Here is a 26,701-nt window from a genome sequence, read left to right as displayed (position 1 = left end):
AAATTGGAGGCTAAAACCGCGGTAATCATCACAAAAAACCTATCTAAATCAACGATAGAGCCAATCGATATTAACAGCTGTCAAAGCTCTCCTTCTATCACTATGATGGGCAAATAACCACACACAAAGTAAGCCTATTAGAGGTGATAGCAATGAGATATCAAGCACTGGTCATGGCTGTAACGGCAGCCCTCGGGATGACTGCGGCTCAGGCGGCTGAGCCTATCGAAATTATCAAGCCGGTGAAAATCACCGAGCCGGAAAAAGTCGAACTCGGAAAAATGCTTTACTTCGAACCCAGATTATCAAAGTCCGGGTTTATCTCCTGTAATTCATGTCACAATCTTTCAATGGGAGGGGTAGATGCCCTGCCAACCTCTATCGGTCATGCCTGGCAAGAAGGCCCTATCAACTCGCCTACCGTATTGAACGCCGATTATATGCTGGCACAGTTCTGGGATGGCCGCGCCAAAGATCTCAAAGAACAGGCCGCAGGTCCAATAGCCAACCCCAAGGAGATGGGATTTACTCATGAACTGGCGTCCGAAACCGTTGCCTCCATGCCGGCTTACCGCGCCCGCTTCAAGCAGGTTTACGGCTCTGAAGAGGTCAACATCGACAGGATCACAGATGCAATTGCCGCCTTTGAAAAGACACTGGTGACCCCCAATAGCCCCTTTGACAAGTATCTGGAAGGCGACAAAAATGCCATCAGCGCCGAAGCCCAAGCGGGTTATCAGCTGTTCAAGGACAAGGGCTGTGTCGCTTGCCATAATGGTCCGGCGGTCGGTGGCACCATGTATATGAAGATGGGACTTATCAAACCTTTCCACACGGATAACCCTGCCGAAGGCCGCAAGGCGGTAACGGGTAAGGAAGCCGACAAGATGGTGTTCAAGGTGCCGACACTGCGTAACATTGAACTCACCTACCCCTACTTCCATGACGGCAGTGTTTGGGAGCTGGAAGAGGCGGTCAACACCATGTCGGATATCCAGTTGGGTCAGAAGCTGACCGAGAAAGAAACCCAAGAGATGGTGGCTTTCCTCAAGTCGCTGACCGGCGAACAGCCCAAGGTAGAAATGCCCATTCTGCCGCCATCCAACAAAGACACCCCTAGACCGATTCCATTCGGCAAGTAATTCATGACCATAAAGAAGCGCCGCAATGCGGCGCTTCTCTTTTACTGTTGCGGTTTAAATGACTCAAGCGTTGATATCCCGGTGCAGCTCTTCATACATCAGCTCACGCATGCGGAACTTCTGGATTTTGCCGGTGACCGTCATAGGGTATTGTTCAACAAACTTGATATAACGCGGCACCTTGAAATAAGCCACCTTCTCGGTCAGGAAGTGGCGGATTTCATCTTCAGTGACGGTACTGCCGGGACGTATCTTGATCCAGGCGCACACTTCTTCACCGTATTTTTCACTCTGTACCCCGAATACTGCAGCATCTTGAATTTCACTATGGGTGTAGAGTTTCTCTTCAATCTCCCGTGGATAGATGTTCTCACCGCCCCGGATAATCATATCTTTGATGCGACCGACTATCTGTACATATCCTTCGCTGTCCATCACTCCGAGATCGCCCGAATGCAGCCAGCCTTCTTTATCTATGGTGGCTTGGGTTTTGGCCGGATCGTTCCAGTAACCCTGCATCACACAATAACCTCGGCTACATACTTCCCCCGGCTGCCCTATAGGTACAATCTCACCGAATTCATCAATGATCTTCACCTCGGTATGGGGCAGAGCCCGGCCAACGGTAGTGACTTGTTTCTCAAATGAAGATTCCACCTCTGTCATATTATTGATCGGGCTGCATTCAGTTTGGCCGTAAGCGATAACGACTTCTGTCATATGCATCAGCTTATGCACCCGTTTCATCAACTCCTCAGGACAGGTGGCGCCGGCCATCACCCCGGTGCGCAAACTGCTGAGGTCATAATCCTGGAAATTGGCCAGCTCCAATTCGGCGATAAACATGGTTGGTACCCCGTGCAGTCCAGTGCAGCGCTCCTGCTCGACCACCTTGAGGGTAGTAGTAGGGTCAAAGGCATCGGATGGGAATACGGCCGTGGCGCCTTTGGCCAGACACACCAGATTCCCCAGCACCATGCCAAAACAGTGGTACAGGGGCACTGGAATACAAAGCTTATCATCCGGGCCAAAGCCCATGGCATCGGCCACCAGCATGCCGTTGTTGAGAATATTATGGTGGGTCAGCGTGGCGCCTTTGGGGTTACCCGTGGTGCCTGAAGTGAACTGGATGTTGATGGCATCATTGGCCGATAGACGCTCACCTATGCCTTTGAGATCGGCATATTCCGCCTCAGAGCCCATGGCACATACCTCGGGGAAATTCAGCATGCCCGGCGTCTTGTCACTGCCGGTGCGAATAACGCAGCGCAGTTCCGGCAGACGACTGGACACCAGCTTACCGGGCTCGGCATCACTGAGCTCCGGCGCCAACTCATTCAGCATCGCCAGGTAATCGCTGGACTTGAACTTATCGTGAGTGATCAGAGCCTTACAGCCCACATTAGTAAGTGCATATTCCAGCTCTTCCGGGCGATAAGCCGGGTTGATGCACACCATGATGGCGCCAATTCTGGCGGTGGCAAACTGAGTCAGACACCACTCGATATTATTGGGCGACCAGATCCCGACCCTGTCCCCGGGGCCGATACCCAGTGCCAACAGGCCTGTGGCCAACTTATCTATCTCTTCAAGATAGCGCGCATAACTCCAGCGCAGTTGCTGATGATGCATCACCACAGCTGTATTGTCCGGATAGCGGTTGCAGATATCCTGCAAATACTGACCTATGGTCTTGTCTATCAAGGGAGTATTACTGTGCCCCAGATAACGGCTCTGTGACAGAGGTAAATCATTGAGTTGCTTGCTTGTCTTGTTGGCAGACATCTAAGCCTCCGTGCGTTGTTTTATCGTTATAGGAAGAGTCTGTCACCCTGAGCCGACGGCCCTCCCCTCACAGTGTGAAGCCATATTGACAGCGTCTGAAAAGCATCAAAAACAGCGGCAATGATCGGCTTTCACTGCGGCCTGGGCGCAGGGTTCATAACGACTCTAACGAATGGCGTATTGGAATAACAAGCAAGGAAACCGGCTTTTAGACTAAAGAATAATGGCTCAAAAACCATCAGGGCCCCCAAAGGAGCCCTGAATAAAAAGCCTGCCGATGACGGATCATGGCCGCAAAATGCACGGTAACAGCGACCGAATATCCTCAGGCCGCCTTTTGCAATTGCTGCATTCTTTCCAGTAAAGCCAACATGACCCCCTGACGGCGCATGTTCTGCAGGACACCCGGGCTGAAACGCTCTAAGCGCGCCATGGCACTGAGCAGCAAGCGGCATTCATACAAGGAAGCATCGGCGATATATTCAGGCCTGTCGACCATATGGCTGTTTTGATACCAATCATCCCAACTGAACTCGTTGAGCAACATGCCTTGGCGCTTCATTTCGGCAACAAATTTGTGGACTGTCGCGGGGTCGTAATCCTGTTCCCCGCGGGCAAAATCTTGGCGATAGGTTTGATAATCAGCAGTTGAAGCTGTCAGGCTAAGTGTGGCCATAGGCGACTCCTAATCTTTTACATCGATTATCACAATAATGCATAATCTACCAATCTAATGAGGTCAGTCTGCCCCTGCCTTGCTGAATAAGTGCTTAACAGGCTGGTAAGCTTTTCTGGTAAAAACACTCAAGGAGTGCCAGCATGAAGTACTGGTTGATGAAATCCGAACCCGATGAATTCAGCATCGACGATCTACAGCGGGTCAAGGTGGAACCCTGGTGCGGGATCCGCAATTATCAGGCTCGCAACTTTATTCGCGATGAACTGCAAATCGGCGACGCCATTTTGTTCTATCATTCCAGTTGCAAAACGCCGGGCGTGGTGGGCACAGCCAGAGTCGTCGGAAAGGCCAAAGCCGATACCACGGCCTGGGATCCAGAATCACCCTACTTTGATCCCAAGTCCAGTCCAGAGTCACCGCGCTGGTTCCAGCTGGATATCGGCTTTGAACGGCAGTTTGCCAAAACAGTCAGCCTGAAAGAGATCAAGGCAGACTCGCAGCTCGAACATATGTATCTGGTACAAAAAGGGGCCAGACTAAGCGTGCAACCGGTCACAGAGCAGGAATGGCAACGTATTCTTCTACTCGCAGGAGAGAAACTATGATAAACAAACTATCCAAAACCTTGGTAGCAATCAGCCTGGGTGCCCTGCTGGCCAGTCCAACCGTTTTGGCCAAGCAGGATAAAGACCATAAAGATTTACCCCCGGGACTGCAAAAGAAAGCCGCCCGGGGTGAACCTTTGCCTCCGGGTTGGCAAAAGCGCTATCACAGGGGCGATATCCTTGATAATGATATCTATGCCCGCGGCCGAGTGGTTGTGCCCCTGGGCAATGATGGCCTGATAACGGTCGACATAGAAGGCACACTGTTCAAGCTGCACGACAAGACCCGCAGGATCATTGAGATCCTGGAACACTGATGCCGTTATCAAAGCCCTGAGTTCCAAAGCAAAAAGCCATGGTGGAAACCATGGCTTTTTTGTTTGTCGGCAAAATAGGTTAAGCGCTTGACTGCCTTTCTTCGCTGCTATCTTTACCTTAATCTTTACTGCTATCTTTGCCGGTAGTTTCGCCAATAGCGCTTCTCAGCGCCCATCCAGCATACGGCCAATTCCGCCAAGCACTGAGCCCTCGCCCCTGTCACTGCCACCGGCAGAAGGCGCATGGGCAATGATCCTGTCGGCCATACGTGAAAACGGCAAGCTCTGCAGCCACACTGTGCCATAGCCTGAAAGTGTCGCCAGAAATAAGCCTTCACCACCAAACACCATGGACTTGAGAGAGCCGGCCCTCTCTATGTCGTAATCGATACCCTTGGTAAAACCCACCAAGCAGCCGGTATCCACTCTCAGGGTTTCGCCCTTGAGCTCTTTACGGATCAAGGTGCCACCTGCGTGAATAAAGGCCATGCCATCACCCTTGAGGCTCTGCAAAATAAAGCCTTCACCGCCGAAGAAACCGGTTCCCAGGCGCTTATTGAATCTCATGGTCACCTGGGTCCCCATAGCCGCGGCCAGGAAACTGTCTTTCTGCAAAATGAGTTCACCGCCGACCTCATCGAGATCGATTGCCAGAATAGTGCCTGGATAAGGTGCGGCGAACGACACCCGGCGTTTGCCCTGGCCTTGATTGCTGAAATGGGTCATAAACAGGCTTTCACCTGTCAGCATACGTTTACCGGCCCCCATCAACTTGCCGAAAAAGCCCGAATCCGGCTCTGAGCCATCGCCCATGCGCGCTTCAAAACTGATCCCTTCCTCCATGTAAGTCATGGCGCCGGCCTCGGCTATCACGGTTTCGCCGGGATCCAGCTCCACCTCAACCAGCTGCATGCTCTCACCCTTGATCTCATAATCCACTTCATGGCTGTTCTTGCTCATTGAAACTCCCCCTCAATGGTTTAGGGTCTGAATGACCTGGCACTCAGTCTATGACATAAAATGTCAAAACGGCAAGTGAGGAGGCGGATGTGATTTGAGTAAAAAGTAACAGAATGCTTCAACCCAGACCGCTGGCGTTGTCCCCATGAAAGCGCTCAAACTCCTCCAGAATCAGCTCGGTAAACAGCCTTCCTGCGCGGCCAAGGGGGCGTTCCAGCGTCGACACCAACTGAGGAATAAAACGAAAACGGCTACCGCCAACAAAGTCCAGCTCACTTAAATCACCACAAGCCAGCTCTTCGGTTATCAGGAAATCCGGCATCCAGCCAAAACCCAAGCCCTTGAGCAAGGCGTTCTTTTTCATGATAAAACCGGAGAGATAAAAGACCTTGTCGCCGCCAAACTGCAGCTCATCGCGCTGGCTCTTGACCGGTGATGAGTCTTCGATGGTAAGCTCCACATGTTGCTGCAATTCAGACAGGGTTATGCCGCGGCGCGAACTCAAGGGGTGGTCTTTACCTGCCACCAACACACTGGTGATGGCAGGCAGGGGCTTGGGGTGGTAACTGGGGCCGCTGCGATAGTCTTTCACCAGCATAAGATCAGCGCTGTCGCGCTCAAACCTGTGTTGTACCCCACCGAGAAACTCCATATTAAGCTGGATTTTGGTCGGGATCTTATGCTCTGTCATGCGCTTGAGGGCAGTCATGATAGGCTCCATCGGCAAGGCGCCGTCTATCACCAGCTCCAACCTGGGCTCCCAACCCTCACTGAAACGGCTGGCCAGATGTTCTATGTTGCCAAGATGCGCCAGTAAGCGTTGTCCCTCGGCCAGAATAACCCGCCCTTCGTGAGTCAGCTCGGCCCGGTATTGATTACGGTCCAGCAGATTAACGCCAAGATATTGTTCCAGTTTCTTTATCTGATAGCTCACCGCCGACTGCGCCTTGTGCAGACGCTCTGCCGCCTTGGCAAAACTGCCCTCTTCCACCACCACCTTAAGCACATTGAAGGCGTCGATATCGATACGCAAGGTTTACACTCCCGTAAATCCAACAAGACAATCAAATTTTTAGATTGAGTATGCCGAATAATTATTCTTTTTTTTGTACAAGCACGCAACTAAATTGAAAGATAGATCACAAAAACGGCTCATTTGCGCTGCCAGCGACCGGCAATTCCGACAGACAAGAGCGCAAAGAGAACAAGAATAACAACAGTGGCCGCCGAAGGTTCCCAAAGAACATTAACAGCAAGCGCCACCAAGGAAGAGTCAGATGCCATTTTATGTAAAACAGGGGCAGGTTCCCAACAAGCGCCACATCGCATTTGAGAAGCCATCCGGTGAACTCTACCGTGAAGAGCTGTTTTCAACCCATGGCTTTTCCAATATCTATTCCAACAAGTACCACCACAATATGCCTACCAAGGCGTTAACTGTTGAGCCTTTTAAGCTCAGTCATGGAGAAGTGTGGCAGGACTCCCTGGTACAGAACTATAAACTGGACAGCAAACAGGCCGACAGGCAGGGGCACTTCTTCTGTGCCCGCAACAAGATTTTCTTCAATCAGGATCTGGCGATTTATACCGCCAGAGTCACCGAGGATACCGAGCTGTTTTACCGCAATGCCTACGCCGACGAGGTGGTATTTGTCCACGAGGGTGAAGGCGAGCTCTTAAGTGAATACGGCAAGCTCAAGGTGCAAAAGTGGGACTATCTGGTGATCCCCCGCGGCACCACCTATCAGTTGAAATTCAAGGACTACACTAATGTGCGCCTGTTGGTGATCGAGTCCTTCTCCATGGTGGAGATCCCCAAACACTTTCGCAATGACTATGGCCAGTTGCTGGAGTCAGCCCCCTATTGCGAGCGGGATATCCGGGTACCCGAACTGACAGAGGCCAAGGTCGAGCAAGGGGAATTCCCACTGGTCAGCAAGTTTGGCGACAAGTATCAGCTGACTCAGCTGGAATGGCATCCTTTTGATCTGGTGGGTTGGGACGGTTTTGTCTACCCCTGGGCCTTCAATATCACAGAGTACGCGCCCAAGGTAGGCAAGATTCACCTGCCCCCCTCGGATCATCTGGTGTTTACCGCCCACAACTTTGTTATCTGCAACTTTGTTCCCAGACCTTACGACTTCCATCCCAAGGCGATCCCCGCACCTTACTACCACAACAATATCGACAGCGACGAGGTGCTCTATTATGTGGACGGCGACTTTATGAGCCGCACCGGCATAGAAGCCGGTTACCTGACACTGCATCAAAAAGGCGTGCCTCATGGGCCGCAGCCCGGGCGCACCGAAGCCTCCATCGGCAAGAAAGACACCTATGAATACGCCGTTATGGTGGATACCTTTGCCCCGCTGCAGTTAACCACCCATGTGCAGAGCTGCATGAGTACTGATTACAACCGCTCCTGGCTCGAACGCTGAGCCCGGACCCGAATATCCAGCAAGGCCATCAGAGAATGGCCGCAAGCAACATCATTGAAGAGGACATAGAAATGGCAAGCGAAAAGAATCCACTGGGACTGCTCGGTATCGAATTTACCGAGTTTGCAACCCCGGACAGTGATTTCATGCACCAGGTCTTTATCGACTTTGGTTTCTCCATGCTGAAAAAAGCCAAGGACAGGGAGATTTTCTACTACAAGCAGAACGACATTAACTTTCTGCTCAACAAGGAGCGTCAAGGCTTCAGCGCCGAATTTGCCAAGCACCATGGTCCGGCCATCTGCTCCATGGGTTGGCGGGTAGAAGATGCCAACTATGCCCTGCAACTGGCGGTATCCCGCGGCGCCCGCCCGGCGGATCAGGCCCACACTGACCTGCCTTACCCGGCAATCTATGGTATAGGCGACAGCCTGATTTACTTCATCGACCGTTTCGGCGAGCAGAACAACATCTACAAGACAGACTTTGTCGACCTGCCTGCCCCTGTGATAGTCCCTGAAAAAGGCTTTATGGAAGTAGATCACCTGACCAACAATGTCCACAAGGGTACTATGGAACAATGGTCTGATTTCTATAAGGATATCTTCGGATTCACCGAAGTGCGTTACTTTGATATCAGCGGCGTACAAACCGCCTTGGTCTCCTACGCTCTGCGCTCTCCCGATGGCAGCTTCTGTATCCCCATCAATGAGGGCAAGGGTGACGACAAAAACCAGATTGATGAGTACCTGCGCGAATATAACGGCCCGGGCGTGCAACATCTGGCGTTCCGCACCCGGGATATCGTCGCCTCGCTCGATGCCATGGAAGGAACCTCAATCGAGACCCTGGACATCATCCCTGAATACTACGACACCATCTTCGACAAGGTGCCGCAGGTGACGGAAAACCGCGACAAGATAAAGCATCATCAAATTCTGGTGGACGGGGATGACAGTGGCTATCTGCTGCAGATCTTCACCAAAAACCTGTTCGGCCCGATCTTTATCGAAATTATTCAGCGCAAGAACAACCTCGGCTTTGGCGAGGGTAACTTCAAGGCGTTGTTCGAATCCATCGAGCGCGATCAAATGAAGCGTGGCGTGCTGTAACCGATAACGAAATCCCCCGTTTGAGACCGATCTGATGATCGGTCTCTTGTTAGTATATTGAGCACTGCAATTTTTTACTTTGTCACCCGGTAGGATTTCATTAGACTGATCTCCCTTTTTGAGAGATAGCTGTACCCAAAATGCAAGACTACGCCCTGCTCGCCGCTTTTATTCCAACCTTTTTCTTTGTTTCCGTTACCCCGGGAATGTGCATGACCCTGGCCATGACACTGGGGATGAGCATTGGGGTGCGCCGCACTCTGTGGATGATGCTGGGTGAAGTCGTGGGGGTCGCCCTGGTAGCTTTGGCGGCCGTGCTGGGGGTGGCCACGATTATGTTGAAACATCCGATGATCTTCCAGGGACTCAAATATCTTGGTGGAGCCTATCTTATCTGGCTCGGCATCAATATGTGGCGGGCCAAGGGCAAGATGGCCAATCTCGACCAACCACGAAGTATCAAGCGCACAGCGTTGATCTCCCAAGGTTTTGTCACCGCCATTGCCAATCCCAAGGGCTGGGCCTTTATGATTTCCTTGCTGCCTCCCTTTATCAATCTGCAGCAACCTATGGCACCGCAACTGACGGCACTCATCGGCATTATCATGTGTACCGAACTCATCTGCATGCTGGCCTATGCCAACGGCGGCAAGAGCCTGAGGCTGTTTTTGAGCCGTGGCAACAATGTCCGCCTGCTCAACCGGATAGCCGGCAGCCTGATGCTTGGGGTCGGTGTCTGGCTGGCGCTGGGTTAATCGCCCTTTTTGTAAGGTAAGGCCTGCTGCAACTGCGCTTGATACAAGCGGTTGTTGCCGGCCTCTGTTTGACAGAAATCGGCTATCGCCTCCCTAAAGCCTGGATGCGCTATGCCGTGCAGCGAATAGGTGGTGACACACTCAAAACCGCGAATCAGCTTGTGCTCCCCCTGGGCACCGGCGTTGAAGCAACTGAGGCCGTTCTTGATGCAATAGTCAATCCCCTGCCAGTAACAGGCCTCGAAATGCAGCGCCGGGATCTCCTCAAGTGCTCCCCAATAGCGGCCATAAAGCGTATCTTTCCCCTGCAGATAAAGCGCGCATGCCAGCGCCTGTTGCGGCGCTTTGCCCATTCGGTGCACCAGGAGCAAACGCACCTCGGCCGCCATCAACTTACCGAGTAGCTTGAAAAAGTCGGGCTGAAGATATCCCCGGTGGCCGGAGCGTTTCAGGTAAGTTTGCCGATAGCAGCGATAGAAAAGCTGCCAGTGCCAATCTTGCAGTTCATCGCCCCTGAGCCAGACAAACTGCAAGTCAGCCAAGGCGCGGCGCTCTTTGAGAATATTCTTGCGCCGTTTCGAGTTGAGCCGCGCCAAAAAATCATCAAACTGGCTGTAACCCCGGTTAAACCAATGAAACTGCGTGCCTTCCCGCACCAAGGTCTGGGGCAAATGCCGCAATGACTCGAGTTGCACCTCATTGACAAACAACCAATGCCAGGAGGAATAGCTTTCGAGCAGTTGCCAAAATAGTTTCCCCAGCGCCTGCTGGATATCAGCGGCCGCCGCCCTGGCCTCGGGCGCTATCCCGAGTCTTGGGCCGGTGACAGGCGTAAAGGGAATGGCGCAGACCAACTTGGGATAATAGGCTTCACCGTGGCGCTGATAGGCATCGGCCCAGGCCCAGTCGAACACATATTCGCCCCAGGAGTGATCCTTGAGATAGAGAGGCATCACAGCCAAACGCCTGTCGTTGCAAAACAGCTGTAAATGCATGGGTTGCCAGCCGGCTGCGGCGCAAACACTGCCACTTTGCTCCAGCGCCTTCAAAAAAGCATGCCGGCAAAAGGGGTTGTCCGGCTCTGTTTGGCCATCTTCAGCCAGACACAGATCCCACTCGGCGGCGGGGATCTCATCAATGCCGGCGGCAAAACGCCACTGCCAGTGCTTATTGTCCAAATTTATTCCATATGCCGAGGCAAACTTGCAATCAAGGATAATTGGCGGCACATTGCATAGCAACTTAAGCAAAAGCAGTATAAGGAAATATAGTGCGTCTGATAAAACCGCTGATCTTCGCCGTCGCTCTGGCTCTGCCTGCAGCCTCCACCCTGAGTTACAGCCCACAAGTTACCGCCAACGAATCCTCGATTTACAGTGAAATGGCCACAGCCCAGCCCGTTTGGGCCAAGCATGGCATGGTTTCCAGCCAAGAGGCACTGGCTTCCCGTATCGGGGTGGATATTCTCAAGCAAGGCGGCAACGCAGTAGATGCAGCTGTGGCAGTGGGTTATGCCCTGGCAGTGACTTTGCCCCGGGCCGGCAATATAGGTGGCGGCGGTTTCATGCTGGTACACCTGGCGAAGGAAAACAAGACCATAGCCATAGACTATCGGGAGATGGCTCCTTCCAAGGCCCACAGGGATATCTTCCTTGATGACAAGGGTAATGCGGTCAATAAACTCAGCCGCGAGCACGGCCTGGCGGTAGGCGTTCCCGGCACTGTGATGGGCATGGAGCTGGCCCTGTCCAAGTATGGCACCATGAAACGGGAGCAAGTGATAGCCCCGGCGATCAAACTGGCGCGGGATGGGATCAGCGTTACTTCAGATCTGGCCAACTCCCTTGATGGGGTTAAGCGCCGCATTTCCCAATGGCCAAGCTCTGCCGCTATCTTCTACAAGGCAGATGGCAGCAGCTTTGTACCGGGCGACATCATCAAGCAACCTGAGTTGGCTCACTCACTGGAGCTGATTGCCAAACAGGGCAGCAAAGGCTTTTACCAAGGGGAAACCGCCGAGAAACTGGTGAGAGCCATTCAGGCCGCCGGCGGCATCATGACCCTTGAGGATCTCAACAACTATCAGGCCATAGAGCGCCAGCCGGTGCGCGGACACTATCGAGGCTATGAGGTGGTTTCCATGCCGCCGCCATCATCGGGTGGTATTCATATCATAGAGATCCTCAACATTCTCGAGCAGTACCCCATCCATGATCTGGGCCATAACACCGCCGCCACTTTGCATCTTATGGCCGAGGCCATGAGACGGGCCTATGCCGATCGCAGCGAGTATCTCGGCGATCCGGATTTCTATCCTGTGCCGGTCAAAGCCCTGTTGAGCCCGGATTATGCCAAGACATTAGCCAAGAGCATCGACAGCAAGCACGCCACCCCTTCAAGCCAGGTCAAACCCGGCAAGCTGGCACCCTATGAAAGTGACCAGACAACTCACTACTCGGTCGTGGACAAATGGGGCAATGCAGTATCCAACACCTATACCCTCAACTTCAGTTATGGTTCTGGGCTGGTGGCCGATGGCACAGGGATTTTGCTGAACAATGAGATGGATGATTTCTCAGCCAAACCCGGCACCCCCAACGGGTATGGTCTGGTGGGCGGTGAAGCCAACTCGGTACAAGGCAACAAGCGGCCACTGAGCTCCATGAGCCCGACCATGATAATGAAAGACGGTCAGCCGTTTCTGGTTACCGGCAGCCCGGGGGGCGCCAGGATCATTACCACAGTGCTGCAGATCATCATGAATGTGATTGACCACGACCTGAATATCGCCGAAGCCAGCTTTGCGCCGCGGATGCATCACCAGTGGTTGCCGGATGAAATTCGGGTTGAGCGCAGCCTCAATGGTGACACCATAGCGCTGCTGGAAGCCATGGGCCACCTGGTCAAGGTCAAAAGTTCCATGGGCAGCACCCAGAGCATAATGGTGACCGAAGAAGGTAAATTTGGTGCATCTGACCCGCGCCGTGCCGGCAGCGAAGCGGCAGGCTACTGAGCCCAGTTACCAAAACCTAAGCTACTGAAAGAACTCCTTAGACAGGTTTTTGAAACAAAGTAGTGAGCGACGGGCATTAAATTTGGCTTAACTCTCATCTACATTGAAAACAGCTCCGCAGATGCCACTCTTGCGGAGCTGTTTTTTAAACTGAACCAAGGTTAACTTTTAACAAACCGGCGACTTAACCTCAGCACATTGGCTTGGGCCAAATCAGGGCTAATTCAATCCTGAGCTTTCATTTCTACTACCCGAGACGCAATTAACAGGCTGTCAATAACCCTCTTATTTATAAGCGTTTATCAATCCATTCAGGCGGCACAACTCCTTGCTTCTGACAAGTAAAAACTCAGATAGCGGCACTTTTGGCGATTGCGACGCCAATATGTGTTTAAAATTAAATCACAGCTTAAAATTCAATCTACCACACTGTTTTTAATCATTATTTTATGTGAATCCAATCAATTTATCTTTTCCTTATCAAAGTTATCATCCGTCCCCCTTTAAATGGAACTTTTGTATCTAAAAAGGTGGATGGGCGTCATCAAGGCGCTCAAATTATTTTAGGATAAAGAATGAAGAAGACGACTTTGCTTGCAGCGTCAATAGCACTGGCTCTGGCCGGTTGCGGCGGCAACGACAACAATGACACCCCCACAACCAAATCATTTTCGGTCACAGCCATTGATGGTTATCTGGTGAATGCCGACGTTTATGTCGGCGAAAACTGCCAAACCAAAGTGGCGACAACCGGCAAAGGCGGTATTGCCCGGATCGATGGCCAATATCAGGGACAAACACTGTGTGTTAAAGCCATTGCCGACAAGACCATGGATGAAAGTCGCGGCTTGGTGAAAAAAGCCTTTGAGCTCAAAGCCCCGGCAAGCAAAGAGGCCAACAGCCAGGTGATCAGCCCGCTGACAGACTTGGTTGTCAAGCATATGGACGCCAACCAAGGTGTATCCAAGGCGGATGCCGAAAAAGCCGTGTCGGCTCAATTTGCTGAACTTAAAGCCGAACCAGAGCTGCTGTTTGGTGACTATCTGGCCAAGAGCAACGCCAACAAAGTCGCTCAAGCGCTGAACATTGTCGGCGAGACTCTGGTTAGCCATCAGGGCCTGGCTGAAGCGCATCTGCAAAGTTTGGTTGAAGATGTGGCTGCCAAGGTGCAAACCGGTGACAAAATCGACGACTACGAGCCGGTGATCACTCCAGAAGGCGGTGTAGAGTCCAACCACAGACCTCATATTGTCTTGAGCCAGGCTGAACTGGACAAGCTGACCCAAATTGAAGTGGAACTGGGTCAGCCGATGACTGCCGTAGATTTGTCAGCCGCTTTTGCCGACAAGGACAACGACAGCTTCACTCTGAGCCTGATGGAGGAAGATGGCAACATTGCACTGCAAACCCTGGGCCTGGCATTCGACGCCAAAACAGGCGTTCTCAGCGGCACACCTAAGGTAGCCGGTGAAATTGAGCTGCACGCTTACGCCACCGACAGCAAGGGCACCCGCTCATACCCGCTGGAAATTGAGATTGAAGTCAGCAGTATCAACCATGCTCCTGTCATCAACCCGGCTGAAAAAGCCAAACTGGAAGCTGAACTGGCACGCATGGCGCTGACAGTAGGCAATCAAATCGATCAGGTGATTGACCTGGATGAGCTATTTGGCGATCAGGATAAAGATCAACTGACCTTCAGCGCCATGACGGATATGCAAGGTATCGACCTGAAAATTGAGCAAGGTGACTCATTGCGTTTGTCCGGCAAGCCTCTGGTTGCCGGCGACTTTGTTGTCACTGTGACAGTCAATGACGGCAAACATGCAGCTGTGAGAGCCGATCTTAAAGTCAAGGTTGCCGGTAACGGTGTCGAACCAGAGCCCAAACATCCGCTGGAAGGCAACACCTGGTTCATCACAGAATGGGGTTCTGCAGACGAACACGACGACGGTGTGATGCAAGTGTGGTGTGATACTCTGGAGTTCAAAAACGGCTCTGTGCTGCGTAATGTCCGCACTCAAAACAACCTCAGCGAATGCTCCGCCATTGCAACCGTGGAAGTCTCCACTTATACCATCAATGAACTAGGCCAAATGGTGCTGGAGTACGGCGATGATGAAGGTGTTGAACATCAGGAAACCATCAAGCTGAACGACGCCATTGCCGGTGTCGGTGACAATGCCAAAGTGCTGCAACTTTGGGACGGTCGCTATACCCTGTTCAGCAAAGCCGATGATGTAGAAAAACGTCTGGATATTGAGTCTGATGACGATGCCCAAGGTCGTATGTTTACAGCGGAGCTGCCGGCGGCCACAGAAGCGACCTATCAGCTCGGTCACCTGACCATGCAGATGACAGCGGCGGATAATGGCGGCGCCAAGGTGGGGCTCTACTTCGATGTACCCAACACCGACTTCAGCTGTGATGAGGTAAGGGAGTTTTACGATCTCAACCTCAGCTACGAAGGTATGGAATATCGCATTCCAGCCTATCTGTTCCCCGCTGAAGAAAATGGTATCGAATACTGCCAGGCGCAATTCGATATCGAGCAGCCTGTTGTCGGCAAAATTTACAGTGTTATAGGTCATGTTACCGAAGAGGATGCCGGCTTGGTGGAAGAGATTAAAGCCAACATCCAATGGACAGGGACAGGCAATAACGATTAAGGCAACTCAAAGTCAGTGGTTTGACTGAATAAAACACTGATACGGCGAATTCAACCTAGCCGGTTGGCAAGATGCTGATCTTTAGTGGTTCGAAACTATGTTTTCCACGGCGTACAATAAACGCCAAAAGCGCCCGCCCTCGGGTAATGCCGATCAGTTAAGACAGATCGCTTGACGATCTCACTGAAAGGATCAAAATCCGATGACCTCATGTCATCGGATTTTTTTATGCAACTTTCAGAAGCTTTGGCGCGTACTCATATCAATCGTCTTACCGAATTCACCTGTCTGGCCGATGTGCTTGAGCCTGAGTTAATTCAGTCGTGCCTTGATTCACATGGTGTTGCCAGTTTAAGGCGGCGTAAGTTACCTATGGATGCCATGATTTGGGCGGTGATTGGTATGGCTCTATTCAGAGGCGAGTCCGTCCGCTCTCTCATCAATAAGCTTGATATCGTCTTACCTCAAGAGGTGGATTACGTTGCTCGCAGTGCTGTCACGCAAGCGCGCAAGCGGCTGGGCTCTGATGTTGTTCAGGATGTGTTTAAGCGAAGTGCCAAGACCTGGCATGAGAGAGCAGAGCATCCGCATTGGTGTGGGCTTAACCTCTATGGGGGCGATGGTGTCGTGTGGCGAACACCTGATAGTGAGCAAAACAATCAGGCTTTTGCCAAAACCGCCAACGCTTCTGGTGATGCTGCCTATCCGCAAATTCGTATGGTTTGCATGATGGAGTTAAGCAGCCACTTGGTATTGAACAGTGCCTTTGATTCTGTTGCTGTCAGTGAAATGAATTTAGCCGCTGAATTGATATCAAGCATCCCCAATAACAGCCTGACGCTGTTTGACAGAGGCTTTTATTCGTTGGGGCTTTTGCAGGCCTGGCAACAGGCTCAACCTAACAGCCACTGGCTGCTGCCGTTGAAGAAAGGGACACAATATGAAGTGGTACGCTCTTTAGGAAAACACGACCAACTGGTGCGGTTAACCACCACGCCTCAAGCCAGAAAGAAGTGGCCTATGCTGCCTGAAAATATTGAAGCTCGCTTACTGACGAAAACGATAAAAGGTAAGTCGGTTTCCATTTTGACCTCATTAACGGACCCCTTGCGTTATCCGGGGGCAGAAATAGCGGATTTATATGCTCATCGATGGGAGATTGAAGTGGGCTATCGGGAGATGAAGCAGCATCTTCTGGAGAGTCGCTTTACGTTACGCAGTCAATTGCCAGAGCTGGTTATCCAAGAATTGTGGGGGGTACTGTTGGCCTATAACCTCATTAGATACAAGATGGTGTTGATGGCTAAAAGCTTACCGTCGTTACATCCGAACCAATTAAGTTTTAGAGATGCATCGAGTTATATCATTTTTAAACTGACTCAGCTGTCATCTCAAACGCCAGGGAATGTCCCGAGAGATGTCTTGAACATAGTGCGTAATGCGAGGCAGTTCAAGCTTGATGGGAAACGCGATAGAGCCTATCCACGTGCGTTAAAAATGAGTAAAAACAAGTATCCCATTAAGCCTAAGAAAAATGCCGTTCACACTAAGTGAACGGCATTACGCCCTCGGGCGCTTTTTCATTTTATGAGATGGCTTAGAACTTATAAGTTACACCACCGTAGATTTGACGACCTATGGTGTCATAAACCTCAGGAACAGTTCCGCCATCACTGCCATTGGATACAAATGAAGGCTCTTCATCTGTCAGGTTTTTCACCCCCAGAGAAGCTGTCAAGGCATCGGTGAAATGATAGGTACCGACAATGTTGTGATACAAAACAGCATCCGCTTTGGCAACTGCAGTGTAAGGTTTTTTATTCTTATCGTACTTGGTATGGATATCGTCCATCTTATCTATATAACGGTTGTAATACATCAGGCTCCAGTCACCACGAGTTGCCTGGATGCTGAGGTTATTGCGAACCTTTGCATAGGCGCCAAAGTTACCGTCAATAGTACCGTCATAGGCCACACCATTCTGCTCAAATTTCAGCAGATAAGTCAGGTCATTATTGATCTTCCAGTCCAACCCCAAGCCTTCAAAACTGTAAGCCAGGTTGAAGTCGATACCACTAGTATTCTGGCTTCCCACGTTGGTCAACGGGTTGGTGAACTTGGATAAGTCACCGGATGGGGTGATTTTGAAAGTGTCGCAAGCAGCCTGTTTACCGGCATGACAATCTTTCAACCCTTTCTGAGCATCCAAGCGAGTAATGGCATTGGTTACCCGAAAACGCCAGTAATCCAAGGTCAGAGACATACCGTCAATAAAACCTGGTGAATAAACCAAACCAGCAGAATAAGACTCTGACTCCTCAGGCTTCAGATTCAGATCTGAGGTATAGTTGACCAAAATTTGTGGATCCTGGGCATTCTTCCATGGATCTTCCAAATAGTCGTAAGATCCTGTGTTACCGCCATAGAGTTCGCTGACATTTGGTGCCCGAAAACCGGTAGCAGCCACGGCGCGCAGCATAAGTTCATCGGTCGCTTCATAGGTCAGCCCTAGCTTCCAGGTGGACGCCTTACCGAAAGTAGAGTAATCATCGAAACGCAGGGCAAATTCACCGGTCAGCTTGTCGCTGAAAGGTACACTAATCTCCTGATAGATTGAGATAACATTATAGTTACCGTCGGTTGGATCTTGCTGAGCAGCAGTTCCTTTACCGGCGACAATCACAGGATCCGGAGTAAAGTATCCGCTGTCATAGCGATATTCGGTTCCGATAGCAAAACTGACAGGACCGGCAGCCAGGTCAAACAACTCACCATTCAATACCCCGGCGACCACATGTTGTTCATTACCACCATAGTTACGTTCGGTAAAGCCTATGTCATTGATGATCTCCTGGGTCAATGGTGCGCCGCTGATCCAGGCGCCTTGATTGTTGTAAACCGAGTTTGTCATCTTTTCAGCATTGATAGAGTTTTCAACCCAGGTATCGGCCTTGTTCTTGCCATAGGTATAAGACAAATCCCAAGTCATACCTGTATTAACATCCAACGTGCCTTGCAGAGCAAGAGAAGCACGCAGAATATCGACATCCTGATTATAAATACGCGGCCCAACATCATTGGTACGACGGCGATAATTGACTCGCCCGGTCTTGTCCGCCTTTATACCTGCAGCCAACATAGACTGATCCAAGGTAATACAACGGTTAGGATTCACTCTTGCCTGACCACAAACTCCTAACATGATATCAGCAGGCTGCGGCGCCATTTGCTGATCGGACTTACGCTTGGTGTACAGTATGTCACCTGACAATACCAGTTCATTGCCCAGCTCCTGGATCATGTTGCCAAACAGGCTATAGCGCTTGCTTGGCGTTTGAAACCAACTGTCTTTGGTGAAATCATAACCAGTACTGCGCTTAACCCAGTTACCGTTGGCGTCTTTGACCATACCGGCCAGAGAACCGGTTGGGATGAAAGAACTGGCACCAGGCTTTGTCCAATCACGGTCAGCCTGGATGACGCCACGACGGTCAGAGTACGCCGCGCCAAAAGTGTAGTTGCCGCCATTATCTGTGTTGAAACCATACAACAGGCTCAACTCCCCGGTTTCACCGTCCCCCTTGTCGGTTCCGCTGCCGTTGAAATCCAACTGTAAACCTTCAAAATCCTTTTTAGTGATGATGTTAACCACACCGGCAATGGCGTCAGAGCCGTATACCGCAGAAGCCCCGTCTTTAAGAATTTCCACCCGGGCAATCATAGCCACAGGGATAGAGTTCAAATCCACTGCGCTATCGGCACCGGAGCCGGAATTGACCATACGGCGGCCATTAAGCAGTACCAAGGTGCGCTTAGCGCCCATACCTCGCAAATCGACCTGAGCTACACCAGCGGCACCATTATTGGTGGTTGAGCCAATAGCCGCACCAGCCATGGAGGTTTGTGCCTGCAATAATTGATCGACCGAAGTAAAACCTTCTGCCCGAATAGTATCGGCATTAATCACTGTTACAGGAGAAGCGGTTTCCATATCTTGGCGCTGAATACGTGAGCCTGTGACTTCGATACGCTCAACCTTGTCGCCCTCCTCTGCAGCATAAGCTTCCTGAGAGACAGATACTGTTGCCGTTGACACAGCAGCAAACAGCGCCAATTTAACCGCACTGGCCAGCTTATTGGTTCTTGTCATAATAAACTCCCTTACTTCCTGAATTGTTTTTATGTTCGCCGACCTCTTTAGGTGCGGCGAGCAAAGATACTGTCGCCTGGTCGCAAAATCGTCAATAACAGAGTTTTAATCTGACAAAGGTCGCATTGTTAACAAATTGAAATTATATTGTTTATTTTTTTGATGAACTTCAGTTATCCTAGAATTAGTATATAACCACAAACTTAAATAGCTGAATTTGTCAAAAAATAACTTTAATTTTTTGTTAAAAGAGCCCAAATTGCGCAACAATTACATTAATCAAAAGTGAGATCTGCAGCACACTTATACCGAATATGCCATCAATATCACAAAGAAAAACCCTTCATTGACGTGTTTGACTACCAGCTCTGTTAGGTATATCTGCATGGACATCTCTGTTAACCAGGTCATATTACAAACGGTATGCAGCATGGTTATGTTACAAATCTGTTTAACACCATCTTGTATATGTTTTTATTCAATAGTTTTTTATGCTGCGGAGGTTGTTCTTTTAGAGAGAGCACTTCAAGCCTGTATACCAGAGTAAATGTGTCTGTAATAAAGCCACTCAGGCTGCTATGCATATAAATAAGATCTTTGATTTTAAGGAACGGGGGTATTGTCCAAAAATGAAGGGAGCCAAGAGCTATATCATTTCATTTGCGAGCTAGAATTAGAGCCAGCAACGCCATTAAAAGAGCACAAACCGCCCTTAAGCGGCTCAATCAAGGCCGTAGGAGCTTGCTCATAATGTGGAGAAGGGGCGATTAATAAGCCCTCTCTTATCTGATGAAAAAGTTGGATTGAACCCAAACATCAGTGAAGAAGATACGAAAAGGCCCATTGGTGCTCTTCGCGGGCTTACAGGTGGATGCAAGACGTGGTTCACAATAAATAGCCCTGCGCGTTTGCAAGAAGCATAACAGACAAGACCGGACTGTAACTCTGCATATGATTCGCTGAAAACTTGAGTAAGTTAGCCCAAGGGAAATAGCATCCAAGCACTCATTACAGCTTGCCAACCACTCAAAATTTACCTGCTTGAAATATGCATTCAGCGCCCCATAGGTGACGCAATAACTATGGCAAGGGATGAATACCAAAATCAAACGATTGCTGTGAACGAGACTATGATTATCGAGATTGCAACAACTTTTTTAATGTCAAAGCGGTATTTGCCACTACTGTAGATTAAACCCAAAAAGCGCCCGAAGGCGCTTTGGCATTTTATGAGATGACTTAGAACTTGTAAGTCACACCACCGTAGATTTGACGACCTATGGTGTCATAAACCTCAGGGACAGTTCCGGCATCACTGCCGTTGGATACAAATGACGGCTCTTCATCAGTTAAGTTCTTAACACCCAGCGAGGCTGTCAAACCATCAGTGAAGTGATAGGTGCCGACAATGTTGTGATACATAACGGCATCAGCCTTGGCAACCGCTGTAAATGGATTATCATTCTGATCATAGTCAGTATAAATATCATCCATCTTACCGATATAACGGTTGTAGTACATCAGGCTCCAGTCGCCACGACTGGCTTGAATACTGAAGTTATTGCGAACTTCTGCATAGGCGCCAAAGTTACCGTCAATGGTACCATCATAGGAAACGCCATCCTGCTCAAACTCCAAAAGGTAGGTCAGGTCGTTGTTAATCTTCCAGTCCAGTCCCAGGCCTTCGAAGCTGTAAGCCAGGTTGAAATCGATACCACTGGTATTCTGGCTACCTACGTTGGTAAGCGGATTGGTAAAGTCAGATAGATCGCCGTCAGAAGTAATCTTGAAGGTATCACAGGCAAGCTGATTGCCGGCGTAACAATCTTTCAGCCCTTTCTGAGCATCCAGACGGGTAATGGCATTGGTTACCCGAAAACGCCAGTAGTCCAGAGTCAAAGACATACCGTCAATAAAGTGCGGTGAGTAAACCAGACCGGCAGTGTAAGACTCAGACTCTTCAGGTTCCAAGTTTTCGTCCGAGGTATAGTTCACCAAAATCTGTGGATCTTGCTCGTTACCCCATGGATCGGTCAAATAGTCGTACGATCCTGTGTTACCACCATAGAGTTCACTGACGTTTGGCGCTCGGAATCCGGTGGCTGCCACGGCGCGTAACATTAAGTCATCAGTCGCTTCATAGGTCAGGCCTATCTTCCAGGTCGATGCCTTACCGAAAGTAGAGTAATCATCGAAACGTAGCGCAAATTCACCTGTCAGTTTTTCGCTAAAAGGTACGCTAACCTCCTGATAGATAGAGATAACGTCGTAGTTACCATCAGTTGGGTCTTGCTGGGCCGCTGTACCCTCACCGGCGACAATCACAGGATCCGGATTAAAGTAACCGCTGTCGTAACGGTATTCGGCACCGATAGCGAAGCTGACCGGGCCAGCATCGAGATCAAACAGCTCACCACTCAATACCCCGGCAACCAGATGTTGTTCGTTACCACCATCGTTACGCTCGGTGAAACCGATATCGTTGATGATCTCCTGGGTCAATGGCGCACCGCTGAGCCAGGCGCCTTGATTGTTGTAAACTGAGTTTTCCATCTTTTTGGCATTGATGGAGTTTTCAACCCAGGTATCGGCCTTGTTCTTGCCATAGGTGTAAGACAGATCCCAAGTCATGCCGGTATGAACATCCAGCGTGCCCTGCAGGGCAATCGAGGCGCGCAGCGTATCGACGTCTTGATTATAGATACGAGGTCCTACGTCATTGGTACGGCGACGGTAGTTAACACGGCCGGTCTTATCGGCCTTGATACCGGCATCCAGCATGGATTGATCCAGCGTGAGACAGCGAGAAGCATCAATACCTTCCTCGCCACAGACACCCAGCATGATATCGGCTGGTTGAGCCGCCATTTGCTGATCGGACTTACGCTTGGTATACAGTATGTCACCTGTCAGCACCAACTCATTACCCAGCTCCTGGATCATGTTGGCAAATAAGCTATAGCGCTCACTAGGCGTTTGGAACCAACTGTCCTGAGTATAATCATAACCTGTGCTGCGCTCGACCCAGTTACCGTTGGCGTCTTTGACCATTCCGTTCAGAGAGCCGGTAGGAATAAAGGAACTGGCCCCTGGCTCGGTCCAATCACGATCCCCCTGAATTACGCCACGGCGGTCAGAATAAGACGCACCAAAAGTGTAGTTACCACCATTGTCTGTGTTGAAGCCATACAACAAACTCAGCTCACCGCTCTCACCGTCGCCTTTATCGGTTCCGCTGCCGTTGAAATCCAACTGAAAACCTTCAAAGTCTTTCTTGGTGATAATGTTAACCACACCGGCGATGGCGTCGGAGCCGTATACTGCAGAAGCGCCATCTTTAAGAATTTCTACCCGAGCTATCATAGCCACAGGGATAGAGTTCAAATCCACTGCGCTATCGGCACCAGAGCCGGAATTGACCATACGGCGACCATTGAGCAGAACCAGAGTGCGCTCAGCGCCCATGCCCCGCAGATCGACCTGAGCCACACCATCGGCTCCATTATTGGTACTGGACCCCACTGCAGCGCCGGCCATGGAGGTTTGTGCCTGCAGCAATTGATCCACTGAAGTGAAACCTTCCGCTCGAATGGCGTCGGCACTGATCACTGTCACTGGTGAAGCGGTTTCCATATCTTGACGCTGGATACGTGAGCCGGTGACTTCAATACGTTCTACCTTGGCTCCCTCTTCGGCAGCAAAAGCTACCTGAGAGACAGATGCAGCTGACGTTGATACTGCAGCAAATAATGCCAATCTTACTGAGCTGGTCAGCTTATTGGTTCTTGTCATTTTAAACTCCCTTACTTCTTGGTTTGTTTTTATTTTCACCGCACTTATTAATGCAGCGTTGCCAAGATACTGTCGCCTCGTTTCAATAGCGTCAATAACAGGATTTTCATCTGGCAAAAACCAAAATGTTTTATTTATGTTTCGTTAATGTTTTGTTTTATAGGGATAGTGGCCCGCAAACTTATAAACGAATAAATATGCAGCTAATTATGATGGAAAACCTAAAAATAGACTTTGATTTTTCGTTAATTCAAAACACATTAATTAACATGGCTGGAGCATTAAAACGTGATATAGATCACAAAACAATTTGTTTCAATGCTGATACATCACAATGAGACACCAAAAATTTCTTTAGGCAATCTCCTTCCCCCTAAATTGCAGGCAAAGGCTAACAACGCATAAAACTCGCCTACTCAGTCAAATTAAAGCGCCACCACAACGATACAAACAACACATTTGTTATCAATATGTACTAAAATAAAGTAAATGATTAACTAAGGAGATAGTTTTTTCTGCTGCCAGAAACGGATGCATTTCAAGAAAAAATCACCATCAAGCTAACAACCAGGATGATTTGTTAAATTAATGCAAGGATTGAAGATGATAACGCTAGACAAGGCAAAGAACGCAAAATAAAGCCTTGACTTGAGCCAAGGCTTTATTTAGATAAACACTGAGAATATCGGCCTAACAAATAACAAGAAGAACTATTGGAACTCTTTATTCTCCTTTTCTTCAAGTTTTGATTGGGTCAACAGCCCCATAGAAAATAACTCTCAAGATCCAATACAAGCGCGAATTCTGTCGGCTATAGTGTGCAGCTCATCCATATCCCCCTTATGGGCCGCGTGCTCCATCAGGCCTTTGAGCGGGCCGGGCAACACATGGAAATGTACATGGGGCACACTCTGACCGGCGGCGCTGCCGTTGTGTTGGAACACAGTGGAGCCCGGGATCCCCATGGCCTTTTCCACCGCCTTGCCCATCAGTTTGACGGTACGCATGCAGGCCGCCGCCGCTTCATCGGACAACTGATACAGGGTCACGGCCGACTCCTTGGGCAACACCAATAAGTGGCCCTTGGTTTGCGGCATGATATCCATGAAAGACAGAGTATGCTCGTCTTCATAGAGTTTGATACAGGGCAACTCGCCGCGAAGAATGCGGGCGAAAATATTGTTGTTGTCGTAATTCAGATCCATCTTGTCACTCCATACTGACGAATCGATTGGCTTGGAAGCTATTGGTGTACCACAAAAAAGGGCCGGTTGCACCGACCCTTTGGTATTGAAGCTACCGCAATTAGCCGAAGTAACTGTCGTCGAAGGCCATGATGGATTCACTGGCCGCGGCAATTTGACGCCGATAGCCACTGGCGCTGCTGACATAGTAGTCCATAAAGAAAGCCGCCGAGGCCAGTTTGCCGGCATAGAAACCGTCGGCATCATCTGCCAGCCCGTCGAGCGCCAGCTCGGCCATCCGTGCCCAGATCCACGCCAGCGCAGCTGTGCCAAACAGCTGCATATAAGGCATGGAGGCCGCGCCCAGGTTGTCGGGATTTTTCATCGCCAACTCCATCAGGCTCTGGGTAGCGCGCTGCAGATCCGTTGCCGCCTGACCCAAACCTTCGAGCACCTTGGCAAACCGGGGCTCTTGAGCGGCCTTGGGTTTGGCGCCTTCGATAAAGGCCTCCACCTCTGCGGCCCAGAGTTTAAGCGCCGCGCCCTTGTCACCCATCAGCTTGCGCCCCACCAGATCCAGGGCTTGCACGCCATTGGTGCCTTCATAAATCATCGCGATACGGGCATCACGGACAAACTGCTCCATCCCCCACTCATGGATATAGCCATGGCCGCCAAACACCTGTTGGGCATCGACACAGGCGCTGAAGCCTCTATCTGTGATAAAGCCCTTGACCACAGGAGTAAACAACGCCGCCAACGCCTTGGCTCTGGCCTTTTGTTCGGCATCCTGATGGCGCTCAGCTTCATCGAGCCACAGCGCCTGCTGGCCGATAAGAGCGCGGGCGCCCTCATTGAAGACTTTTTGCGACAGCAGCATCCGCCGCACATCGCCGTGCACCAGAATAGGATCGGCATTTTGCTCCGGCGCCTTGGTGCCGGACAGTGCCCTTCCCTGAACCCGCTCTCTGGCGTAGGCCAGCGCGTTCTGGTAAGCGATTTCAGAGACGCCCAGCCCCTGAACCCCAACACCCATGCGCGCCTGGTTCATCATGGTGAACATGGCTCTGAGGCCTTGATGGGGTTCGCCCACCAACTCGCCTTTGGCGCCGTCGAACAGCATCACACAAGTGGAATTGCCGTGAATACCCATCTTGTGTTCGAGGCCGCTGGCCTTGACATTGTTAGCCTCGCCCAGGCTGCCATCTTCCTTGACCCAATACTTGGGCACGGCGAACAAACTGATCCCCTTCACCCCGGCCGGTGCATCGGGCAACCTGGCCAATACCAGGTGCACTATGTTTTCGGCCAGATCGTGATCGCCACTGGAGATAAAGATTTTCTCACCGCTGACAAGATAGCAACCGTCAGTGCTGGGCTCGGCCTTAGTACGCAGCAGCGCCAGATCGGTACCGGCATGGGATTCGGTCAGATTCATGGTGCCGGTCCACTCGCCGCTCACCAGTTTGGGCAGATATTTGGCCTTGAGCGCCTCGGAGCCATGGGCAAAAATGGCACTGTAAGCACCGTGGGTCAGCCCGGGATACATGGCAAAGGCCATGTTGGAGGAGGTCTGCATTTCGGTGGCAAAAATACCCACAACTTCCGGCAAGCCCTGACCACCGAACTCGGGATCACAGGTCAGCGTCGGCCAGCCGTTGTCCACATACTGGCGGTAGGCATCGATAAAGCCCTCGGCGGTTTTCACCCCATCGGCTTCCAGACGACAACCCTGCAGATCGCCGACACTATTAAGCGGCAGCATCACCCCAGTGCTGAAATCGGCCATGCCTTCGAGAATGGCATTGACCAACTCAGGGTCAATTTCATCGAACCCCTGCAGCTTTGGCTGCTGATAAATATCCAGTAACTGTTCAAGAATAAAGCGGTAATCCCGCATCGGCGGCTGATAACTTGCCATATGCTTATTTCCTTTTCCCTGTGATTGATGTCTCACCTTAGCCAATTCTGAGTAAAAACTCAGCACCTCTGACCAGTTTTATATCACTTTTTTTTAATACAAGAACAGCGCTCTGCGTAAATTCGCTTGAACAGCCTCTTATCTCGGGCTGTAAAACTTTGTAAGCTAGGGGCATTATC

At 50.6% G+C, this 26,701-nt stretch carries 18 protein-coding genes; 9 read left to right on the top strand and 9 right to left on the bottom strand.

Features of this window, described 5'->3' with window-relative positions; all coding sequences use genetic code 11:
- Positions 1-152 precede the first annotated feature (152 nt).
- On the top strand, positions 153-1,142 hold the full coding sequence (locus tag AYI96_RS01245; protein ID WP_101096782.1) for a cytochrome-c peroxidase: 990 nt from the start codon (positions 153-155) through the stop codon (positions 1,140-1,142).
- Positions 1,143-1,205: 63 nt separating this feature from the next.
- On the opposite strand, the gene AYI96_RS01240 is transcribed toward AYI96_RS01245, so the two are convergent.
- Complete coding sequence (locus AYI96_RS01240) at positions 1,206-2,927, bottom strand: AMP-binding protein (protein ID WP_039033370.1); 1,722 nt, start codon at positions 2,925-2,927, stop codon at positions 1,206-1,208.
- Positions 2,928-3,252: 325 nt separating this feature from the next.
- Positions 3,253-3,603, bottom strand: a complete 351-nt coding sequence (locus AYI96_RS01235; RefSeq protein WP_144360831.1) for a DUF6508 domain-containing protein — start codon at positions 3,601-3,603, stop codon at positions 3,253-3,255.
- 143 nt (positions 3,604-3,746) lie between these two features.
- Here AYI96_RS01235 and AYI96_RS01230 point away from each other — a divergent pair, with 143 nt between their 5' ends.
- Both AYI96_RS01230 and AYI96_RS01225 read left to right on the top strand, forming a co-directional pair.
- Positions 3,747-4,211, top strand: a complete 465-nt coding sequence (locus AYI96_RS01230; RefSeq protein ID WP_039033372.1) for an EVE domain-containing protein — start codon at positions 3,747-3,749, stop codon at positions 4,209-4,211.
- Positions 4,211-4,528 carry a hypothetical protein gene (locus tag AYI96_RS01225; RefSeq protein WP_144360864.1) on the top strand — a complete coding sequence of 106 codons (318 nt, stop codon included), beginning with the start codon at positions 4,211-4,213 and terminating at the stop codon, positions 4,526-4,528. The genes AYI96_RS01230 and AYI96_RS01225 overlap by 1 nt, the downstream gene beginning before the upstream one ends.
- Positions 4,529-4,693: 165 nt before the next feature.
- On the opposite strand, the gene AYI96_RS01220 is transcribed toward AYI96_RS01225, so the two are convergent.
- Positions 4,694-5,488, bottom strand: a complete 795-nt coding sequence (locus tag AYI96_RS01220; RefSeq protein WP_144360830.1) for a TIGR00266 family protein — start codon at positions 5,486-5,488, stop codon at positions 4,694-4,696.
- Between the two features lie 118 nt (positions 5,489-5,606).
- The gene (locus tag AYI96_RS01215; protein ID WP_144360829.1) at positions 5,607-6,521 is read right to left on the bottom strand and encodes a LysR family transcriptional regulator; all 915 of its coding nucleotides are present in this window, start codon (positions 6,519-6,521) and stop codon (positions 5,607-5,609) included.
- A gap of 244 nt (positions 6,522-6,765) precedes the next feature.
- On the opposite strand from AYI96_RS01215, the gene AYI96_RS01210 reads away from it, so the two are divergent.
- From AYI96_RS01210 to AYI96_RS01200, 3 genes are all read left to right on the top strand, one after another.
- Positions 6,766-7,926: a homogentisate 1,2-dioxygenase gene (locus AYI96_RS01210; protein WP_039033376.1), complete on the top strand. Its 1,161-nt coding sequence runs from the start codon at positions 6,766-6,768 to the stop codon at positions 7,924-7,926.
- A 71-nt stretch (positions 7,927-7,997) separates the two neighbouring features.
- A complete protein-coding gene (gene hppD, locus AYI96_RS01205; RefSeq protein ID WP_039033461.1) occupies positions 7,998-9,038 on the top strand; it encodes a 4-hydroxyphenylpyruvate dioxygenase in 1,041 nt (346 codons plus the stop codon).
- A 140-nt stretch (positions 9,039-9,178) separates the two neighbouring features.
- Positions 9,179-9,793: a LysE family translocator gene (locus AYI96_RS01200; protein ID WP_039033377.1), complete on the top strand. Its 615-nt coding sequence runs from the start codon at positions 9,179-9,181 to the stop codon at positions 9,791-9,793.
- On the opposite strand, the gene AYI96_RS01195 is transcribed toward AYI96_RS01200, so the two are convergent.
- Entirely contained in the window at positions 9,790-10,971 is a 1,182-nt protein-coding gene (locus AYI96_RS01195; RefSeq protein ID WP_144360828.1) for a GNAT family N-acetyltransferase, read from the bottom strand. The two genes, AYI96_RS01200 and AYI96_RS01195, sit on opposite strands and share 4 nt — an antisense overlap.
- 92 nt (positions 10,972-11,063) lie before the next feature.
- Here AYI96_RS01195 and ggt point away from each other — a divergent pair, with 92 nt between their 5' ends.
- From ggt to AYI96_RS01180, 3 genes are all read left to right on the top strand, one after another.
- On the top strand, positions 11,064-12,806 hold the full coding sequence (ggt, locus tag AYI96_RS01190) for a gamma-glutamyltransferase (protein ID WP_144360827.1): 1,743 nt from the start codon (positions 11,064-11,066) through the stop codon (positions 12,804-12,806).
- Between the two features lie 575 nt (positions 12,807-13,381).
- Positions 13,382-15,475 (top strand): putative Ig domain-containing protein, encoded by a 2,094-nt coding sequence (locus tag AYI96_RS01185; protein ID WP_144360826.1) that lies wholly within the window; start codon positions 13,382-13,384, stop codon positions 15,473-15,475.
- 228 nt (positions 15,476-15,703) lie between these two features.
- On the top strand, positions 15,704-17,029 hold the full coding sequence (locus AYI96_RS01180) for an IS4 family transposase (protein ID WP_144360825.1): 1,326 nt from the start codon (positions 15,704-15,706) through the stop codon (positions 17,027-17,029).
- Positions 17,030-17,072: 43 nt separating this feature from the next.
- Here AYI96_RS01180 and AYI96_RS01175 read toward each other — a convergent pair whose 3' ends face one another.
- The 4 genes from AYI96_RS01175 to AYI96_RS01160 form a co-directional block, all read right to left on the bottom strand.
- A complete protein-coding gene (locus tag AYI96_RS01175; protein WP_039033380.1) occupies positions 17,073-19,625 on the bottom strand; it encodes a TonB-dependent receptor plug domain-containing protein in 2,553 nt (850 codons plus the stop codon).
- Positions 19,626-20,864: 1,239 nt separating this feature from the next.
- On the bottom strand, positions 20,865-23,417 hold the full coding sequence (locus AYI96_RS01170) for a TonB-dependent receptor plug domain-containing protein (RefSeq protein ID WP_039033381.1): 2,553 nt from the start codon (positions 23,415-23,417) through the stop codon (positions 20,865-20,867).
- Between the two features lie 779 nt (positions 23,418-24,196).
- Positions 24,197-24,622, bottom strand: coding sequence for an HIT family protein (locus AYI96_RS01165; RefSeq protein ID WP_186299982.1), 426 nt, complete (start codon positions 24,620-24,622; stop codon positions 24,197-24,199).
- 100 nt (positions 24,623-24,722) lie between these two features.
- Positions 24,723-26,522 (bottom strand): acyl-CoA dehydrogenase C-terminal domain-containing protein, encoded by a 1,800-nt coding sequence (locus tag AYI96_RS01160; RefSeq protein WP_039033382.1) that lies wholly within the window; start codon positions 26,520-26,522, stop codon positions 24,723-24,725.
- Between the last annotated feature and the right edge of the window lie 179 nt (positions 26,523-26,701).

Source organism: Shewanella sp. MSW (genome assembly GCF_007636515.1).
GTDB classification, from domain to species: domain Bacteria; phylum Pseudomonadota; class Gammaproteobacteria; order Enterobacterales; family Shewanellaceae; genus Shewanella; species Shewanella indica.
This window is presented reverse-complemented; position numbering and strand designations above follow the sequence as displayed.

Excerpts from the sequence above, each read along its gene's own strand:
- AYI96_RS01245 (WP_101096782.1), top strand. The coding sequence starts at position 153 with ATGAGATATCAAGCACTGGTCATGGCTGTAACGGCAGCCCTCGGGATG.
- AYI96_RS01240 (WP_039033370.1), bottom strand. The coding sequence starts at position 2,927 with ATGTCTGCCAACAAGACAAGCAAGCAACTCAATGATTTACCTCTGTCA.
- AYI96_RS01235 (WP_144360831.1), bottom strand. The coding sequence starts at position 3,603 with ATGGCCACACTTAGCCTGACAGCTTCAACTGCTGATTATCAAACCTAT.
- AYI96_RS01230 (WP_039033372.1), top strand. The coding sequence starts at position 3,747 with ATGAAGTACTGGTTGATGAAATCCGAACCCGATGAATTCAGCATCGAC.
- AYI96_RS01220 (WP_144360830.1), bottom strand. The coding sequence starts at position 5,488 with ATGAGCAAGAACAGCCATGAAGTGGATTATGAGATCAAGGGTGAGAGC.
- AYI96_RS01210 (WP_039033376.1), top strand. The coding sequence starts at position 6,766 with ATGCCATTTTATGTAAAACAGGGGCAGGTTCCCAACAAGCGCCACATC.
- hppD (WP_039033461.1), top strand. The coding sequence starts at position 7,998 with ATGGCAAGCGAAAAGAATCCACTGGGACTGCTCGGTATCGAATTTACC.
- AYI96_RS01200 (WP_039033377.1), top strand. The coding sequence starts at position 9,179 with ATGCAAGACTACGCCCTGCTCGCCGCTTTTATTCCAACCTTTTTCTTT.
- AYI96_RS01185 (WP_144360826.1), top strand. The coding sequence starts at position 13,382 with ATGAAGAAGACGACTTTGCTTGCAGCGTCAATAGCACTGGCTCTGGCC.
- AYI96_RS01180 (WP_144360825.1), top strand. The coding sequence starts at position 15,704 with ATGCAACTTTCAGAAGCTTTGGCGCGTACTCATATCAATCGTCTTACC.
- AYI96_RS01175 (WP_039033380.1), bottom strand. The coding sequence starts at position 19,625 with ATGACAAGAACCAATAAGCTGGCCAGTGCGGTTAAATTGGCGCTGTTT.
- AYI96_RS01170 (WP_039033381.1), bottom strand. The coding sequence starts at position 23,417 with ATGACAAGAACCAATAAGCTGACCAGCTCAGTAAGATTGGCATTATTT.
- AYI96_RS01165 (WP_186299982.1), bottom strand. The coding sequence starts at position 24,622 with ATGGATCTGAATTACGACAACAACAATATTTTCGCCCGCATTCTTCGC.
- AYI96_RS01160 (WP_039033382.1), bottom strand. The coding sequence starts at position 26,522 with ATGGCAAGTTATCAGCCGCCGATGCGGGATTACCGCTTTATTCTTGAA.